This is a genomic window from Pseudomonas sp. B40(2017) (assembly GCF_002112855.1).
Lineage (GTDB): Bacteria > Pseudomonadota > Gammaproteobacteria > Pseudomonadales > Pseudomonadaceae > Aquipseudomonas > Aquipseudomonas pharyngis.
The window spans coordinates 749,689-767,793 of sequence record NZ_NEIT01000001.1 but is presented as its reverse complement, the minus strand read 5'-3'; the positions used below and the strand labels follow the sequence as shown (position 1 = coordinate 767,793).

Annotated in this window: 14 protein-coding genes; 6 read left to right on the top strand and 8 right to left on the bottom strand. The window is 62.9% G+C overall.

From position 1 onward, the window contains the following. Positions 1-2 precede the first annotated feature (2 nt). Positions 3-1,661, bottom strand: a complete 1,659-nt coding sequence (locus tag CAF76_RS03480) for a phosphoethanolamine transferase (protein WP_085646828.1) — start codon at positions 1,659-1,661, stop codon at positions 3-5. A 200-nt stretch (positions 1,662-1,861) separates the two neighbouring features. On the opposite strand from CAF76_RS03480, the gene lexA reads away from it, so the two are divergent. Genes lexA through CAF76_RS03460 form a run of 4 tightly spaced genes read left to right on the top strand, consistent with a single transcriptional unit; the run spans position 1,862 to position 7,593 of the window. Further along, on the top strand, positions 1,862-2,479 hold the full coding sequence (gene lexA / locus CAF76_RS03475; RefSeq protein ID WP_064381249.1) for a transcriptional repressor LexA: 618 nt from the start codon (positions 1,862-1,864) through the stop codon (positions 2,477-2,479). Then, positions 2,479-3,096: a translesion DNA synthesis-associated protein ImuA gene (imuA, locus tag CAF76_RS03470; RefSeq protein WP_085646827.1), complete on the top strand. Its 618-nt coding sequence runs from the start codon at positions 2,479-2,481 to the stop codon at positions 3,094-3,096. The genes lexA and imuA overlap by 1 nt, the downstream gene beginning before the upstream one ends. A 7-nt stretch (positions 3,097-3,103) precedes the next feature. Then, positions 3,104-4,519 carry a DNA polymerase Y family protein gene (locus CAF76_RS03465; protein WP_085646826.1) on the top strand — a complete coding sequence of 472 codons (1,416 nt, stop codon included), beginning with the start codon at positions 3,104-3,106 and terminating at the stop codon, positions 4,517-4,519. Beyond that, positions 4,495-7,593, top strand: coding sequence for an error-prone DNA polymerase (locus tag CAF76_RS03460; protein WP_218190793.1), 3,099 nt, complete (start codon positions 4,495-4,497; stop codon positions 7,591-7,593). Before CAF76_RS03465 ends, CAF76_RS03460 begins: the two co-directional genes overlap by 25 nt. Here CAF76_RS03460 and CAF76_RS03455 read toward each other — a convergent pair whose 3' ends face one another. From CAF76_RS03455 to CAF76_RS03425, 7 genes are all read right to left on the bottom strand, one after another. After that, a complete protein-coding gene (locus CAF76_RS03455) occupies positions 7,594-8,253 on the bottom strand; it encodes a flavin reductase family protein (RefSeq protein WP_085646825.1) in 660 nt (219 codons plus the stop codon). An 11-nt stretch (positions 8,254-8,264) separates the two neighbouring features. Further along, positions 8,265-9,752, bottom strand: a complete 1,488-nt coding sequence (locus CAF76_RS03450) for an amidohydrolase family protein (RefSeq protein WP_085646824.1) — start codon at positions 9,750-9,752, stop codon at positions 8,265-8,267. Next, the gene (locus tag CAF76_RS03445) at positions 9,749-10,945 is read right to left on the bottom strand and encodes an amidohydrolase family protein (protein ID WP_085646823.1); all 1,197 of its coding nucleotides are present in this window, start codon (positions 10,943-10,945) and stop codon (positions 9,749-9,751) included. Before CAF76_RS03445 ends, CAF76_RS03450 begins: the two co-directional genes overlap by 4 nt. A gap of 219 nt (positions 10,946-11,164) precedes the next feature. Next, positions 11,165-12,217 carry an extracellular solute-binding protein gene (locus CAF76_RS03440; protein ID WP_064597104.1) on the bottom strand — a complete coding sequence of 351 codons (1,053 nt, stop codon included), beginning with the start codon at positions 12,215-12,217 and terminating at the stop codon, positions 11,165-11,167. A gap of 15 nt (positions 12,218-12,232) precedes the next feature. Next, entirely contained in the window at positions 12,233-13,021 is a 789-nt protein-coding gene (locus CAF76_RS03435) for an ABC transporter permease (protein WP_064597101.1), read from the bottom strand. Then, positions 13,018-13,935 (bottom strand): ABC transporter permease, encoded by a 918-nt coding sequence (locus tag CAF76_RS03430; RefSeq protein WP_007959454.1) that lies wholly within the window; start codon positions 13,933-13,935, stop codon positions 13,018-13,020. Before CAF76_RS03430 ends, CAF76_RS03435 begins: the two co-directional genes overlap by 4 nt. A gap of 1 nt (position 13,936) precedes the next feature. After that, entirely contained in the window at positions 13,937-15,022 is a 1,086-nt protein-coding gene (locus CAF76_RS03425; protein WP_085646822.1) for an ABC transporter ATP-binding protein, read from the bottom strand. A 140-nt stretch (positions 15,023-15,162) separates the two neighbouring features. Here CAF76_RS03425 and CAF76_RS03420 point away from each other — a divergent pair, with 140 nt between their 5' ends. Further along, positions 15,163-15,852 carry a GntR family transcriptional regulator gene (locus tag CAF76_RS03420; protein ID WP_039768861.1) on the top strand — a complete coding sequence of 230 codons (690 nt, stop codon included), beginning with the start codon at positions 15,163-15,165 and terminating at the stop codon, positions 15,850-15,852. Positions 15,853-15,984: 132 nt separating this feature from the next. Beyond that, positions 15,985-18,096 carry a PAS domain-containing hybrid sensor histidine kinase/response regulator gene (locus tag CAF76_RS03415; protein WP_085646821.1) on the top strand — a complete coding sequence of 704 codons (2,112 nt, stop codon included), beginning with the start codon at positions 15,985-15,987 and terminating at the stop codon, positions 18,094-18,096. The last annotated feature ends 9 nt before the right edge of the window (positions 18,097-18,105 follow it).

Here is an 18,105-nt window from a genome sequence, read left to right as displayed (position 1 = left end):
GATCACTGTCCCGCCGTCATCGCCGGCCGACAGCCATGGAAAATATCCAGCCCCGGCTGATACAGCGACGTCCTGACCTCGAACAACCCCAGCACCGAGTGGAACAGGTTGTCGTGGCTCAGATCCGGCTGGCTGCTTTTGCCTTGCAGGCAGCCACGGTCGATGCCCAGTTGCGCTAGGGTGTTGTTGCCGAACCACATCACCATCGGCACATGGGTCTGCGCTTCCGGCGCCAGCGCATAGGGCGCGGCGTGCAGGTACAGGCCGTTCTCGCCCAGCGATTCGCCATGGTCGGAGACGTACAGCATCGACGTATCGAGGTGGTCCTGATTGCGCTTGAGCAGCTCGATCACCTTGGCCAGGAAATGGTCGGTGTAGAGGATCGTGTTGTCGTAGACATTGACCAGTTCGTCACGGCTGCAACTGCCCAGTTGATTGGTGTGGCAGATCGGTTTGAAGCGCTCCATGTCCTTGGGATAGCGCTCGTAGTACTCCGGGCCGTGGCTGCCGTCGGCGTGCAGGACAATGATCGCGTTGCCCTTGAGGCTGTCGATGTAGCCTTGCAGGTCGGCCAGCAGCGCTTCGTCGAGGCAGTTGTTGCCGTCGCAGAACGGCCCCGGCTGATTCTTCGCGATGTCGCGGTTCGGCACGCGCAGGCAGGTGCCTTTGCAGTCGCTGTTGTTGTCCAGCCACAGCACCTGCACGCCGGCCCGTTGCAGGATGTCCAGCAGGCCTTCGTAGGTTTTGCCTTTCTTGTCGCTGTAGTCCTCGCGCGGGAACATCGAGAACATGCACGGCACCGACACCGCCGTCGAGGTGCCGCAGGAATGCACGTTGGTGAAGTTGAGGATTTCGAGTTTGCTCAGTTCGGGATTGGTCTCGCGCTCATAGCCGTTGAGCGAGAAATGGTCGGCCCGGGCGGTTTCGCCGACCACGAACACCATCAGCGATTTCTTCTCGCGACCGGCCGCCTTGGCGCTCATGACTGCGTCTTCGCCGATGGCCTGCACCACGAAATGCTTTTTGATCCCCAGCCGTTGCTTGGTGTATTTGCTGATCGCGTAGATGTAGTTGGTCGGGTTGATGAAGTGGGTGAGCTTGTCTTCCTCGCGAAAAATCGGCGCGTAGGTCGAATAGAACGCGCCCACCGAAGCGCCGATCACCAGCACACAGGCCACGATCACCAGCACCTTGTTCAGCAAGCCCCGAAAGAACGACCGATAAACCACCGGCCAGCGCCAGATCAGCACGGCCGGCAACACACCGAGCAACAGCACGTAAGCCAACAGTTTGCCGCTGAACAGCGCCGTGGCTTCCCCGGGGTTGGTTTCGAACACGTTCTGGATCATCACCGTGTCGATGGTGATGCCGTATTCGTTCATGAAATACGCCGCGCAGGCCGAGAGCAGGGCCACCAGGGTCAGCGCCGGTTTCAGCGTCCAGCGAAACGACACCAGGGTCAGCAGCAGGGTGATCGCCGCCCATAGAAACAGCCCGAAGGACGCGAAAAACGCCAGTTTCTGTGCGCCTTGCAGGGTAATCAACGTTCCCAGCGCCTTCCAGGTCGCCAGGTTGTACAGCGCCACCAGTGCCAGCGAAAACAGCAGCACCAGGCGGGTCGGAGTGATGACTGGCAAGCGCAGTCCTTTGCCCAAAGCCATTTGAATCTTTCCTCTACCGATAGAAAACTCATACGAATGTGCTCCTGACTGTAGAAGATGATTGGTAAAAATTTTGTAAACATCCGGTAACAGTTTTTCAGCGATGGCTGACGTAACTCAGGTGGCCGTTGAGCACCGCGCGGTGAAGTCGGACCGAGCTGACTGGCGGTGCTTGTCAGGAAATTCCCACAAGAGTACAAATGTACTCCATGACGACCCTGACTCCCCGCCGTACCGCCATCCTGACCTTCATCCGCGAACGCATCGCCGAACACGGTCAGCCCCCAAGCCTCGCTGAAATCAGCGAGGCTTTTGGTTTTGCCTCCCGCAGCGTGGCGCGCAAGCATGTGCTGGCGCTCACCGAAGCCGGGTTTATCGAGGTCAATCCGCATCAGGCCCGGGGCATTCGTTTGCTCGGGCAACCGGCGCGACCGGAACTGCTCGAAGTGCCGGTGCTCGGCCGGGTGGCCGCTGGTGCGCCCATCGGTGCCGATGCCGACCTGCACAATCGGCTGATGCTCGACCCGGCGCTGTTCTCCCGCACGCCCGACTACATGCTGCGGGTGCAGGGCGATTCGATGATCGAGGACGGGATTCTCGACGGCGATCTGGTTGGCGTGCGGCGCAACCCCGAGGCGCTCAACGGCCAGATCGTGGTGGCGCGGCTCGACGGTGAAGTCACCATCAAACGCTTCGAGCGGGTCGGCGATGAGGTTCGCCTGTTGCCGCGCAACCCGGCGTACCAGCCGATTGTGGTGCGGGCCGATCAGGACCTGGCCATCGAAGGGGTGTTCTGCGGTCTGGTGAGGCAAGGCTGATGGGGGCCGTCGTTGCGCTGGATACGCTGTTCAATGGCGGCCAGGTCTGGAAGGGCCGGCCTGCGCCACCGGCCGCCAGCCCGCAACCCACCGGGCACGCGGCGCTGGACGCTGCCTTGCCCAGTGGCGGCTGGCCGGAAGCGGCGCTGAGCGAAATCCTGCTGGTCGGGCCCGGTGTCGGCGAACTGCAACTGGTGTGGCCGACGTTGGCGCGGCTGTCGGCGGCGGGCGAGCGCATCGTGCTGGTGGCGCCGCCGTTCGTGCCGTACCCGCAGGCCTGGGCCAGTGCCGGGGTCGATCTGCGGCAGTTGTCGGTGATCCAGGCCAGCGAACGCGATGCGTTGTGGGCGGCAGAACAATGCCTGCGCTCGGGCAGTTGCGGCGCGGTGCTGTGCTGGCCGCACAAGGCTGATGACCGTGCCTTGCGCCGTTTGCAGGTGGCGGCGGAAACCGGCCAGACCCTGGCGTTCGCGTGGCGCCCATTGAGCGAGGCGATCAACCCGTCGCCGGCCGCATTGCGCATTGCCATCGATGCACGACCCGCGCAATTGCGCGTGCTCAAGTGCCGGGGTGGTCTGGCGCGCAGCGCACCGATTGCCTTCGCCGTGGGGCATTGAGGTCGCCATGCGCTGGGTTTGCATTCTGTTCCCGCAATTGGCTCTCGACGCCGTGCTGCGTCAGCGCCCCGATCCCGAGCAACCGTTGGCGCTGCTCAGCGGCCCGGCCCAGCGCCGGGTGCTGCAAGCGGTCAACCCGGCGGCGCGGGCACTGGGCTTGCGTCCGGGGCAGTCGATGACCGCCGCGCAGGCCATGAGCAAAGGGTTCGCCACCGTCGATTACGATTCGGCCGAGATCGAGCACTGGCAGCAGTTTCTCGCCGCCTGGGCCTATCGTTTCAGCGCCCAGGTCAGCGTGCATTATCCGCGCACCGTGGTGTTCGAGATCGAATCGAGCCTCGGCCTGTTCGGTTCCTGGTCGCAGTTCGAGGCACGCTTGCGCACGGAGCTGACCGAGCTGGGTTTTCGTCATCGCATCGTCGCCGCGCCCAATCCGGTGGCGGCGCGGGTGTTGGCCAACGCCTACGACGGATTGGTGGTGCCCGACGGTGAAGCCCTGCGCCATCACCTCGGGCAATTGCCGGTCGACCGCATCGGCCTTGAACCGAGCGTGGCCACGGCGTTGTCGCGCATGGGCCTGCGCAACCTTCATCAGGTGCAGAACCTGCCGCGTCAGGCCCTGGCCCGGCGTTTCGAGGCGCCGATGCTCAAGCATCTGGACACGCTGTTCGGCGCACGGCCGCTGGCGCTGGCGTTCTACCTGCCGCCGGATCGCTTCGATGTGCGCATCGAACTCAATTTCGACGTGCAGTCGCATCAGGCGCTGCTGTTTCCATTGCGCCGCCTGACGTCCGATCTGGCGGCGTTTTTGTGCGGGCGCGACAGCGGCGTGCAGCGCTTCGACCTGCATCTGGAACACGCCGGGTTGCCGGACACGCTGATCAAGGTCGGCCTGCTCAGCGCCGAGCGCGATCCGGCGATGCTCTTTGAACTGGCCCGTGGCCGATTGGAGCAGGTGCAGGTCGAAGCCCCGGTGCGCGGTTTTCGTTTGCGCGCCGAGGATCTGCCGAGTTTCGTGCCGCAGTTTCAGGAGCTGTTCGACGACCGTCCCCAGCAGACCTTGCCCTGGGAGCAATTGCGCGAACGCCTGCGCGCGCGTCTGGGGGATGAGGCGGTGCAGGGCCTGCGCTTTCAGGCCGATCATCGACCGGAGTGCGCGTGGCAGAGCGCCGATGACAAACAGCGTTGTCCTGCGTTGCCGGGCGTGCAGCGTCCGGGCTGGTTGCTGGGCGAGCCGCAGTCGGTGCCCGAAGGTTCGGCGCGGATTCTCATGGGCCCGGAACGCATCGAGTCCGGCTGGTGGGACGGTGACGATGTGCGCCGCGACTATTACCTGATCCAGAACCGCGCCGGCCAGCAAGGCTGGGCGTACCGGGCGGTGGGTGAGGGCGGTCCGTTGTGGCTGCAGGGCTGGTTCGCGTGAGCCAGGGTTACGCCGAACTGCACTGCCTGTCGAACTTCAGTTTCCAGCGTGGTGCGTCCAGTGCGCTGGAGCTGTTCCAGCGGGCGAAGAAACACGGCTATCAGGCACTGGCGATCAGCGATGAATGCACCCTGGCCGGGATCGTTCGTGCCTGGCAGGCGGCCAAATCCGTGGAGCTGCCGCTGATCATCGGCAGCGAAATCCGCATCGAGAACGGCCCGAAACTGGTGTTGCTGGTCGAGAACATCGAGGGTTATCAGGCGTTGTGCGGTTTGATCACCCAGGCTCGACGGCGAACCCAGAAAGGCCAGTATCAAACACTGCGTGAGGATTTCAGCGAGCCGCTGCCGGGGCTATTGGTGCTGTGGGTGCCGGATTCGGTCGATGAGGTGGAAGAGGGCCGCTGGCTGAAACAGACCTTCGGCGAGCGGCTGTGGCTGGCGGTGCAGTTGCACCGCGGGCAGGACGATCTGCGGCGACTGGCTGCACTGCTGAGTCTGGCGGATGAACTGCAGATTCCAGCGGTGGCCAGCGGCGATGTGCACATGCACGCCCGTGGTCGCCGGGCCTTGCAGGACACCATGACCGCGATCCGACACCACGTCCCGGTAGCGGAAGCCGGATTGCGCCTGCACCCCAACGGCGAGCGGCATTTGCGCAGCCTCGATGTGTTGCGGGAACTGTATCCGCAGCTATTGCTGGACGAGTCGGTGAGCCTGGCCCGACGCTGCACGTTCGATTTGAGCCAATTGCGTTATCAATATCCGAAAGAGCTGGTGCCCGATGGACACTCGGGCCGTTCCTGGCTGCGACAGTTGACTAAACAGGGCATCGCCTGGCGCTGGGAAAACGGCGCGCCCTTCAAGGTGCGGAGGCAGATCAACAAGGAACTGAAGCTGATCGCCGAACTCGGCTACGAAAGCTACTTCCTCACCGTGCACGACGTGGTGCGCTTCGCCCGGGAGCAGAAAATCCTCTGCCAGGGCCGAGGTTCGGCGGCCAACTCGGCGGTGTGTTTTGCCTTGGGTATCACCGAGATCGACCCGGATCGCACCACGCTGCTGTTCGAGCGTTTCATGTCGAGGGAGCGCAACGAGCCGCCGGACATCGACGTGGATTTCGAGCACGAACGCCGCGAAGAAGTCCTGCAATACGTGTTTCGTCGTTATGGTCGCCGTCGTGCGGCGCTGACCGCGGTGGTCAGCACCTACCACGCTTCCGGCGCGATCCGCGATGTGGCCAAGGCGCTGGGTTTGCCGCCGGACCAGATCAATGCGCTGGCCGACTGCTGCGGCCACTGGAGCGATGACACGCCGCCCGTGGAGCGCCTGCGCGAAGGCGGTTTCGACCCGGAAAGTCCGCTGCTGCACCGGGTGCTGAGCCTGACCGGGCAACTGATCGGCTTCCCCCGGCACCTGTCGCAACACCCCGGTGGTTTCGTGATTTCCGAGCAACCGCTGGACACTTTGGTGCCGGTGGAAAACGCCGCCATGGCCGACCGCACGATTATCCAGTGGGACAAGGACGACCTCGATGCGGTCGGGCTGCTCAAGGTGGATATCCTCGCCCTCGGCATGCTCAGCGCGATCCGCCGCTGTTTCGACCTGCTGCGCCGTCATCGTAACCAGAAGCTGAGCCTGGCGACGATTCCGGCCGAGGATCGCGCCACGTACGACATGATCAGCCGCGCCGACACCATCGGCGTATTCCAGATCGAGTCCCGGGCGCAGATGTCGATGCTGCCGCGCCTGCGCCCGCAAACTTTCTACGATCTGGTGATCGAAGTGGCCATCGTCCGGCCGGGGCCGATCCAGGGCGGCATGGTCCATCCGTACCTGCGCCGCCGGAACAAGGAGGAAGAGGAAACCTATCCGTCCCCGGAACTGGAAGTGGTGCTCAAGCGCACCCTTGGCGTGCCGCTGTTTCAGGAACAGGTGATGCAGATTGCCATTGTCGCTGCCGACTACAGCCCCGGTGAGGCCGACCAGTTGCGCCGCTCCATGGCCGCGTGGAAACGCCACGGCGGGCTGGAGCCGCACAAGGAACGATTGGCCGCCGGCATGAAGAAAAACGGCTACAGCCCGGAATTCGCCGCGCAGATCTTCGAGCAGATCAAGGGCTTCGGCAGTTACGGTTTCCCTGAATCCCACGCCGCCAGTTTTGCCTTGCTGACTTATGCCAGTTGCTGGCTCAAGTGCCACGAACCGGCGGCGTTCGCCTGTGCGCTGATCAACAGTTGGCCGATGGGGTTCTACAGCCCGGATCAGATTCTTCAGGACGCGCGCCGGCATCATTTGCAGATCCGCCCGGTGGACGTGCGCGCCAGTGACTGGGATTGCAGCCTGGAGCCGATCACCGGCGAGCAACCGGCCATCCGCATGGGCCTGCGGATGATCAAGGGCTTTCGCGAGGAGGATGCGCGCAGCATTGAAAGCGCGCGGGCGAGGGGTGCGTTTGCCGATGTCGCCGATCTGGGCGAACGGGCCGGGCTCGACAGTCGCGCTCAGGCGCTGTTGGCCGATGCCGGGGCATTGCGCGGTCTGGCCGGTCATCGTCATCGGGCACGCTGGGAAGTGGCCGGGGTGCAGAAACAGCTCGGGTTGTTTGCCGGGTTGCCGAGTCAGGAAGAGCCGGATGTGCTGCTGCCGACGCCGAGTGTCAGCGAAGATTTGTTCACCGATTACGCCACGCTGGGCACTACGCTGGGGCCGCACCCGCTGACGTTGTTGCGCAACGAGTTGCGGGCGCGGCGCTGCCGCAGTTCCCGGGAGTTACTGGAAGTCGAGCATGGTCGGCCGGTCAGCGTGGCGGGGCTGGTGACCGGTCGCCAGCGGCCGGGCACCGCCAGCGGCGTGACCTTCGTGACCCTGGAAGACGAGTTCGGCAACGTCAACGTGGTGGTCTGGCGCGATCTGGCCGAGCGTCAGCGTCAGGTGCTGGTGGGCTCACAACTGCTCAAGGTCGATGGCCGCTGGGAGCGGGAAGGCGAGGTGCGGCACCTGATTGCCGGACGCCTGAGCGATCTGACTCCGCTGCTCAACGGCATCCGCGTACAGAGCCGCGACTTCCACTGATCAGCGCTGTGGCCAGAACCGCTCGCCACCCCCCGGCGCGTCCGTCCACGCTTGCAACGAGCGGGTCGGCAGGTCGAAGTAATCCCGGGTCCGCGCATAACCATGGCCGCCCATGCGTCCGATCGCATCCAGCCCCAATTGATCGATGTACAGGGTTTTCGGGTCGATCAACTCGTCGCGCACATGGGCCATTAACACCTCGCCAAAAATGATCTCCCGCGACTGACCGATGTTCAGCGCCATCATCCGTCGACATTCCAGTGCCACCGGTGCTTCGCCGATTCGCGGGCATTTGACCGAAGTGCCGGGAATCGCTGTGAGGCCCGCTGCGGTCAACTCATCGAAGCCCGGCGCGAACGGCACGGCGCAGACGTTCATGGCTTCCACCAAGGCGTCGCTGACGATGTTGACGGTGAACTCCTGATTCATCTGGATATTGCGCGTGGTGTCCTTCGGGCTTTGATCGCCGTAGTTCTCCACGCCGAGCGCCAGAATCGGCGGATCCGCCGACAGCGCATTGAAAAAACTGAACGGCGCGGCATTGACCCGGCCTTCGCCGTCGATGGTGGTGACCAGTGCAATCGGGCGCGGCACCACGCTGCCGATCAGAATCTTGTACTTTTCCCGTGGGCTCAGTTGGCTGAAATCGAAGCTGTGCATGGCAGTGTTCTCTAAAGAAGTGGATCGATGGCGCTCAACGGCGCCTCGGCGCTGTAGTCGTCGGCGAACGCAATGGCCGGCTGGAACAGGGTTTTCCAGTCCGGTCGGCCAAAGGCCCGGTCGCTGTGGCTGCGCATCAGTTTTTCGTATTGGCGCTGGGCCTGGCGTTGCAGAGAGGGGTAGTCGACGCCGATGACCTGATCGTCCTGCATCACGCAGCGACCGTCGATGTAACTGGCGAGGCAGTCGTCGCCGCGTCCGGCCAACAGCAGGTTTTTCAGTGGATCGAACAGCGGGCCCAGGTGCAGACCGCGCAGGTTGAACACGGTGATATCCGCTTTGGCGCCGGGTGCCAGACGACCGAGGTCGTCACGGCCCAGCGCCTTGGCGCCGCCGAGGGTGGCGGCGTTGTACAGGTCGAGGCTGCTGGTCAGCGATGGACCACCTTCCATGAGCCGGGCGATGTTCAAACCGTGGCGCATGTTCTCCAGCAGGTCTGCCGGCCAGGTGTCGGTGCCAAGGGCGAAGTTGATGCCTTTGGCGCGATAGCGGCCGAACGAATTCAGCGCCTCGCCGTCACGGGCGAACACCAGCGGGCAGTGCACCAGACTGGCGCCGCCATCAATGACCCGCTGCAAGTCGTCATCGCCCGAGGTGTAGAGGCCGTGGGGCAGCAGGCTGCGCGGGGTGAGCAGGTCGAGTTGCTGCAACCAGCCCAGCGGCGTGGTGCCGCGCAACTGTTCGATCATCGCCACTTCCCCCGGCGCCTGACAGCAATGCAGACGCATCGGTGCGTTCAGTTCGCGGCTCAAGGCGGATGTGCGTTGCAGCAGTTTCGGCGTGCAGGTCTGGATGCGATCCGGCAGCAGCGCGCCGCGAATCAACCCGGCGTGGGCGCCATCGAAATCCTTGAAAAACCGTTCGGCCGCGTCCAGTCCCGCCAGGCCCCGAGCCTCATCCCAGTGATGGGCGAGGGTGCCGTCGGCGCGCCAGTAACTCATGCCGCTCATGTAGCAGGGGCCGAGATAGGTACGCAGGCCCAACTCGCCCGCCACGTTAGCGACCGCGGCGAACTCGTCGTAGGTCTCCGCCCATTCGCGGTAGTACATCGAGGTGATCGGCATGGCCGTGGTGATGCCGTTGCGGATCAACTGGGTGAAGGCGTAGCGGTATTTGAAGACCTCTTCCTCGGGGCTGAACGACTCGTGCGGGCCGGCCGCCAGATACTCCGCCGACCACATGCGGCCCATGGCGCGTTCGTCGCCGTTGTCCAGGGTCAGCACGGTGGAGTCGAGATCGCCGAGGGCATCCAGGTCAATGAAACCGGGGCCGATCAGCGCGTTGCCGTAGTCGATCCACTGATCCACCGGGCCTTGGTAACCGCGCCCGACAAATTCGATGCGCGAGCCGGCAAACACCACTTCGCCGTCGCGCCACAGCACATGTTGCGTGCCGTCGAAACCGACCACGCAACCGGCCTTCAGGCCGATGCGTTTCACAGACGGCTGCCCAGCAAACGACCGCCGCTGGCGATCAGTTCGCCGCCGCGATAGACCTGACGCACCGGCCGCGCGACTACCGCTTCACCGAGGGTTTCGACCGGCATCAGCAGAAAGTCCGCCGGCCGGCCGATGGCGAAGCCGTAATCCTCGATCCCCAATGCGCGCGCACCGTTGACCGTCGCCGCGTCGAACGCCGCCGCCAGTTCATCGTCCTTGCCCAGATCAAAACGAAACGCCAGCAGCATTGCCCGTTCCAGCATGTCGCCATTGCCCATCGGCGACCACGCATCACGAATGCCGTCGGAGCCCAGGCACACGTTGACGCCGGTCTCGCGCAGCGCCAGGAACGGCGGCACCGCGCAATCGGCCGGCGCCGAACTCATCAGCGAAATGCCCAGTGCAGCGAGGCGTTCGGCGACCGGTTTGACCTGACTCCACGGCAGCATGCCCAAGCAATAGGCGTGGCTGATCATCACCCGGTTGTGCAGGTTGAAACGCTCGGTGTAATCGGCGATCCGGGCGATCTGCCACAGGCCCAGTTCACCTTTGTCATGCAGGTGAATGTCGACGCCACGCTGGAACTCGCTGGCCAGTTTGAACACGAAATCCAGTTGCGCGATCGGGTCGTTGTCGATGCCGCACGGGTCGAGCCCGCCGACGTTTTCCACGCCCAGGGCCATGGCTTCACGCATCAGTTCGGCGGTGCCGGGACGGCTGATCAGGCCGGTTTGCGGGAACACCACCAGTTGCAGGTCGATCAGGTCGTTGTAGGTTTCGCGCAGTTGTTGCATGGCCTCGACGTGACGCAGGCCGAATTCCGGGTCGATGTCGACGTGGCAACGCATCGTCAGCGAACCCCGGGCGATGCAGTTTTCCAGCAGGGCGCCGGCGCGTTCGGCGATCGGCGCTTTCACTTCGCGCAGCACGCGGCGCTCGTTGCTGATGTAGTCCTTGAGCGTCGGGCCGGCGCTGTTCGGGCGCCAGGGTTGGCCGTAGAGGGTCTTGTCGAGGTGGACGTGGCTTTCCACCAGCGGGGCGGTCAGGAGCTGGTTCTGGCCGTCGATGTCGGTGGCGGCCAGTGGAGCATTGGAGGCCGGGCGGCGTTGGGTGAACTTGCCGTTTTCGATCAGCAGGTCTTCGGCAGGGGCGCCGTAGGGGCGGATGTTTCTGAGCCAGCGGGGGGCAGTCATTGGAACCTCATTTGTTCTTTGGATTTTTTCCCCTCACCCTAGCCCTCTCCCGGAGGGAGAGGGGACCGACCGAGTCGTCTCAGGTACTACGCCGACCTGAGAGACCGAGTCGATTATGGATTCAGAGCAAAACGTTCAGGTCGGTGTATTTCTTGAATATTCCCCAATCGGTTCCCTCTCCCTTTGGGAGAGGGCTAGGGTGAGGGCTGCGGTTTCGGATCAACCCTTAAGCTTCGACCAGATCCGATCCTGCAGCTCCCGCGCCTTGTTGCTGCATTCCTTCTCCGGGCGCAGGCGCGAGGCGTACTCCTCGGGCATGTTGATCGCGTCCATGACCTTCCATTTCGCATCCAGCAACTGATCGCTCTGAATCCCGTTGGCATAGGCAATCGCGTTGGACACGGCCGCCGCGTTCTCGGGCTTCATCATCCAGTCGATGAAGATCTTCGCGTTGCCCGGATGCGGCGCGCTTTTGGGTACGGCGAAGTTGTCCTGGAACATTGCCAGGCCTTCTTTCGGGTACACGTATTTGATCGTGCTCTTCTGCAACGTGGCGCGGGCCGTCGAGCCGTTCCAGTTCTGCATCATGATCACTTCGCCCGAGGCCATGCGGTCGACGGTGTTGTCGGAGCTGTACATCTTCAAAAACGGTTTCTGCTTTTGCAGCAGTTCGAGGATGCGCTTGGCGTCCTGCGGGTTTTCCGTGCATTCGTCGACGTTCAGGTAATGGCTGGCGGCATTGATCACGCTGCTGGAGGTGTCGAGGGCGGCAAGCTGGCCTTGCAGTTCCTTGCGCGGTTCGAAGAATTCTTTCCACGAATCATCGAGCTTGCCGCCGGGTACGCGGGCGCTGTCATAGGAAAACCCGGTGGTGCCCCACAGATACGGCGCCGAGAACTTGCGGCCCGGGTCGAAGCTCGGGTCGCGGAACGGGCCTTTGACGTACTGGAAGTTGCTCAGGGTCGGGGCGTCGATTTCCAGCAGCAGGTCCTGCTTGATCAGCGTCTGCATGATCGACTGCGACGGCACGATCACGTCATACGCGGCGCCGCCGGCCTGCAACTTGGCGAGCAGGGTTTCGTTGCTGTCGTAGCCGTCCATGGTGACCTTGATCCCGGTCTCCTTTTCGAACTTGGCCAGCAGATCCACCGGGTAGTAATCGGTCCAGTTGTAGAAGAACAATTGCTTGGGCTCGGCGGCGTGGGCGCCGAACGCGGTGAAACAACTCAGGGCCAGACCGGATACTGCCAGACGCATGTTTTTCACTTTCATGAGCGCGCTCCAGGTTTATTGTTGTTTGCCGCGTTGGCCGAGCCAGAAGGCCAGCACCACCAGCACGATGGAAATCACCAGCATCAGGGTTGAAATCGCGTTGATTTCAGGTGTTACGCCAGCCTTGATCGCCGAGAAGATGTACACCGGCAACGTGGTCGAACCGGGCCCGGCGACGAAGAAGGTCATGATGAAATCGTCGAGGCTGACCACGAACGCCAGCACCGAACCGGACAGCACCGCCGGCCACAGCAGCGGCAAGGTCACGCGGCGGAACACCTGCCACGGATTGGCATACAGGTCGTTGGCGGCTTCCAGCAGGCTCTTGTCCAGATCGTTGAGCCGCGCGCGGATCGGCAGGTAGGCGAACGGAATGCAGAAGCCGATGTGCGCGACGATCACCGTCATCAGCCCGAGCTTGATGCCCAGCGCCATGAACAGCAGCAGGGTGGCCACGGCGGTGACGATCTCCGGCAGGATCAGCGGCAGGTTGATCCCGCCTTCGACCATTTTCTGTCCGTAGAACGGCCGGTAAGTCGCCAGCGCCGCCAGCAGTGCAATCGCCGTGGCGCAGACTGTGGCGATGGTCGCGACGATGATCGAATTCAGCGCTGCGGTCTGGATCGACGGGTTGGCCAGGATCCGCCCGTACCAGGCGAACGAGAACTCGGTCCACACCGTCGCCGAGCGGTTGGCGTTGAAGCTGTAGGCGATCAACACCAGGATCGGCACGTACAGATAGGCGAGGATCAGCAGGCTGATTTCCCGGGTCGCCGGGAGTTTTTTCAGGTGCAGAGAGATCATGCTTTCGCTCCCCGGTTCAGGGTTTTCGCCGCGCTGCGGCTGTACAGGGCGTAGAGCACCAGTGACAACAGCAGAATCCCCAGCAGCAGGAACGACAGCGAACTGCCCAGCGGCCAGTTGCGTGCGGTGCCGAATTGTTGCTGGATCAGGTTGCCGATCATCAGGGTCTTGCCGCCGCCGAGGATCGCCGGGGTGATGAAGGCGCCGAGGCTCGGCACGAACACCAGCAACGCACCGGCAATCACGCCGGGCATCGACAGCGGCAGGATGATCCGCCGCAGCGCATGCCAGCGGTTGGCGCCCAGGTCATAGGCGGCTTCCACCAGACGCCAGTCGAGTTTTTCCAGGGTCGAGTAGATCGGCAGGATCATGAACGGCAAGAAGCTGTAGACCAGACCGACGCTGACCGCGAAGTCGTTGTACAGCAGGGTGATGCCGCCGGCACTCGGGAACAGCGCGTTAAGGCTTTGGGCGACCCAGCCCTGTTCGCGCAGGATGATCAGCCACGCGTAGTTGCGGATCAGCAGGTTGGTCCAGAACGGAATGGTGATGAGCAACACCATCAAGTTGCGCCGACGTGGGGTCAGGCTCGACATCCAAAGCGCCACCGGAAACCCGAACAGGAAGCACAGCACGGTGGTGCCGCCGGCCTGGAACACCGAACGCAACAGCGCTTGGGCGTAGACCCAGTTCAGCTCCAGTTCGCCGTCAAAACCTTCCTGGAAAAACAGCTGCACGTAACTTTGCAGTTGCCATTGGGCCTGCCAGTCGACGCCGCCGTAGGTGTTGCGCGGCAGCAGGCTGATGTAGCCCATGATCCCCAGCGGAATGGCGATCAGGGCGAGCAGGGTCAACACCACCGGGCTGAGCAACAGCGCGCGGTTGAGAGAGGGGGAAGTGCTGCTGACGCTCATCTCAGGCCTCCATCAACAGACAGGCCTGGGGCGGCAAATGCACCGCCACGGGCTCACCGACTGCGCGACCACGGTTCAGGCCTTCGTTGTTTTCCCGCAGCATGACTTTGATGTCGTTGTTCAAACGGCACTGGTACAGCGTCGCGGTGCCGACATACAGCACCGCCTCGATTACCCCGCGCAGGTGATGCGGTTGATCCGCTGCGACCAGTTGCGAACGTTCGGGACGAAACGCCAGTTGCACGCTGCTGCCGCTGACGCCTTGGGGCGGGCAGGGGATTTCCACCGGCATGCCGCTGGGCACGAAGAGGTTTTCGTTGTGTTCGCCGCGCTTGAGCTCGCCGGGGAGGAAATTGATGTCGCCGATGAACTGGGCGACGAAACGGTGCTGCGGGCGTTCATAGATGTCGGTCGGGGTGCCGATCTGCAGTATCTTGCCGGCGGACATCACCGCGATCCGGTCGGACAGGGTCAAGGCCTCTTCCTGATCGTGGGTGACGAAGATGAAGGTGATCCCGGCTTCCTGCTGTACGCGCTTGAGTTCGACCTGCATTTCCTTGCGCAGCTTCAGATCCAGCGCCGACAGCGGCTCGTCGAGCAACAGCACTTTGGGCTTTGGCGCCAGGGCCCGGGCCAGCGCGACACGTTGCTGCTGGCCGCCGGATAATTCCGCCGGTTTACGCCCGGCCAGGTGCTCCATCTGCACCAGCGCGAGCATTTCATCGACCCGTCCCGGAATTGTCTTGCGATCAAGACCCTGCATCTCGAGGCCGAAGGCGATATTCTGCGCGACACTCATGTGCGGAAACAGTGCGTAACTCTGGAACACCGTGTTGACCCGACGCTTGAACGGCGGCAGGTGATTGACCGTTTCGCCCGCCAGACGGATCTCACCGTCGCTGACGTGTTCGAAACCGGCGATGGTGCGCAGCAGGGTGGTCTTGCCGCAGCCCGAGGGGCCGAGGAGGGTGAAAAACTCGTTGTCGGCGATGTTCACCGACACGTTGTCGAGGGCAGGCGCGAGGCCAGGGTCATCAGAATACCGCTTGGATACGTTACGCACTTCAATGGCTATTGGTTGACCCATAATGGTGCAATCCTCTAATTATTGTATGCAATATCTGAATGCAATTTAGAAATACCCGGATTAATCTGCTGGCGCAACCCCCCATTTCCCTGACTGAGTCGTTCGTCGGGCAGCGTCGCCAGCGTTGAAGGAGCTTCCAAATGACCGAGAAAAAAACGGAAACCACGGTCGACCGCGTCTACCAAGGGGTTTACGAGGCGATCAGCAAGCGTTCGCTGCGTCCGGGGATGAAGCTGGGCGAGGCGTCGCTGGCGGAATTGTTCAATGTCAGCCGCACGTCGGTTCGCGCGGCGCTCAAGCAATTGGAGGCCGACGGACTGGTCACCACCGAGCCCAATAAAGGTGCGTCGGTGTCGCTGCCCAGCGATGAGGAAATCCGTTCGCTGTTCGAAACCCGGCGCCTGATCGAGATCGGCATCGTCACCGAACTGTGCCGGCGCAAGGACTCTGCGGCGATGCAGGATTTGCGTGACCACCTGCTGCTGGAAGACGAAGCCCACGAAGCCGGCGATCACGAGCGGCTGATTCACCTGCTCGGCGAGTTCCACATCAAACTCGCCCGTAGCCTGAATAACCCGGTGTTGCTCGACTGGTTTCAGAAGCTGATTTCCCGCGCCTCGCTGTACGCCGCCGCGCTGGATGACGACAGCCACGAAGCCTGCCGTGATGACGAGCACCTGCGGTTGATCGAGTACATCGAGGCCGGCAATCAGAGCGCCGCGATCGAGCTGACCTGCATGCACCTGGACGGCATCCAGAAGGCGATCCTCGACGTCGCTGCGAAAATGAAGACCGGCTACCATCCGCTCAAACACCTGATCGGAGTGTGAGCGTCGAGTGCAGGTGAAATCGGCTATACCTCTAATGAAACCATCGCTGCCCGACACGCTCGAAACAGACGGGCGTGGCGTTTGAACGCGCGGCGATAGAACCGGACCCACTACAAGGCGTTGAAGCAGCTGATGCAGTTTTTATCCGATAGCCATGGGTGTGACGGCTGGCAAGGCGAGATGGCCGGGCGCATTCGTGCGTTTGACTGGAGCAGGACTGATCTGGGCCCCCTCGAAACCTGGCCGGCCAGCCTGTGCAGCACGGTCCAGCTGATGCTGGCCTCGCCGCTGCCGATGGTCATGCTCTGGGGCCATGCCGGTTACATGATCTACAACGACGCCTATTCGCGATTCGCCGGCGGCCGGCATCCGTACCTGCTCGGATCACCGGTGGAACTGGGCTGGCCGGAGGTGGCCGATTTCAACCGGCATGTGGTCGACACCTGTCTGGCCGGCGGCACCCTGGAATATCGCAACAAGGTATTGGTGTTGCTGCGCGACGGCGTGCCCGAGGACGTCTGGCTCGATTTGTATTACAGCCCGGTGGCCAACGATGCCGGCGTGCCTTCGGGTGTGATGGCGATGGTGGTGGAAACCACTGAACTGGTGTTGTCCGAGCGTCTGCGCCAGGCCGCTGAAGATGCCTATCGCGCCGACAACGAGCGGGTGCGCCTGGCACTGAATGCCGGGGCATTGCTTGGCTCTTTTGTCTGGGACGTCAGAAACAACGTGCTGTCGGCCGACGAGCGTTTTGCCCGGACATTTTCCTACCCGCCTGATCAAGACCTGAGCAACCTGCCGCAGCATATCGCCGAGACGCACATTCATCCGGACGACCGTAATTGGGTACAGGAGTGCGTGGAGAATTCGGTGCGTACCGGCGAGCCCTACAACGCCGAGTACCGGGTGGTGCGTGCCGATGGCAGTTGTCTGTGGGTGCTCGCCAGCGGTGCTTGCGAATTCGACGAGCAGAGCCGGCCTTTCCGTTTCCCCGGTGTGCTGATCGATATTCACGAGCGCAAGATCGCCGAAGAATCGCTGCTCAAGTTCACCCGCAACCTCGAACAGCGGGTAGCGGATGAAGTCGAGGCGCGCCTCGCCGCCGAAGAGCAATTGCGTCAGTCGCAGAAGCTCGAAGCCATCGGCGGCCTTACGGGCGGCGTGGCCCATGACTTCAACAACCTGCTGCAAGTGATCGCCGGCAATCTGCACCTGCTGGCTCGCCATGAACCGGACAATGCCAACGTCCAGCGTCGGGTCAGCGCCTCGCTGGCGGCGGTGGAGCGGGGCGCCAAGCTGTCCTCGCAACTGCTCGCGTTTGCCCGGCGTCAACCGCTGTCGCCGGCGGTGTGCAATCCCCGGCAGATTTTCGAAGGCGTCGGCGAGTTGCTGCAACGGGCGCTGGGCGAAACCATTCAGATCGACGTGCAACTGCCTGTTGAGCCGTGGCACATCAACGTTGACCGCAATCAACTGGAAAACGCCATTCTCAATCTGGCAATCAACGCCCGGGACGCCATGAAGGGCGAGGGCACGATTGTACTCGGCGCCTCCAACCTCTCACTGGACCGGGCGTTCTGTTCGGGCAAGGGCATCGTGCCGGGGGATTTCGTGCGGGTCTCGGTCAGTGACAGCGGCGTGGGCATTGCCCCGCACATGCTCGAGCAGGTGTTCGAACCGTTCTTCACCACCAAGGCCGACGGCCAGGGTACCGGTCTCGGCTTGAGCATGGTGTTCGGTTTCGTCAAGCAGAGCGGCGGGCATGTGGAGATCGACAGTCGGATCGGCGAAGGCACGCGGGTGCAGTTGTACTTTCCACGCAGCCTGCGCCCCGTGCTCGATGACTCGCCGAGCGTCAATCATCAGCAGGCGGGCGGTCACGAGACGATCCTGGTGGTCGAGGACAACGAAGCGGTGCGCACCTCGGCGGTCGAACTGTTGCGCGAAGAAGGCTACCGCGTGCTGATCGCCGGCAACGGCGATGCGGCCATGCAGATGTTGATGGAAGGCGCTCGGGTCGACCTGATCTTTACCGACGTGGTCATGCCCGGTCTTATCAAAAGCTCCGATCTGGCGGCGTGGGCCAAGGTGCAAATGCCGCCGGTGGCCGTGCTGTTCACCTCGGGGCACACCCGCGACATCATCTCGCGCAACCACCAGCTCAGCCCCGACACCCATTTGCTCGGCAAGCCCTATGGCCCCGAAGCATTGCTGCAGATGATCCGTTCCGTGCTCAGCACCTGAGCTCCAAAT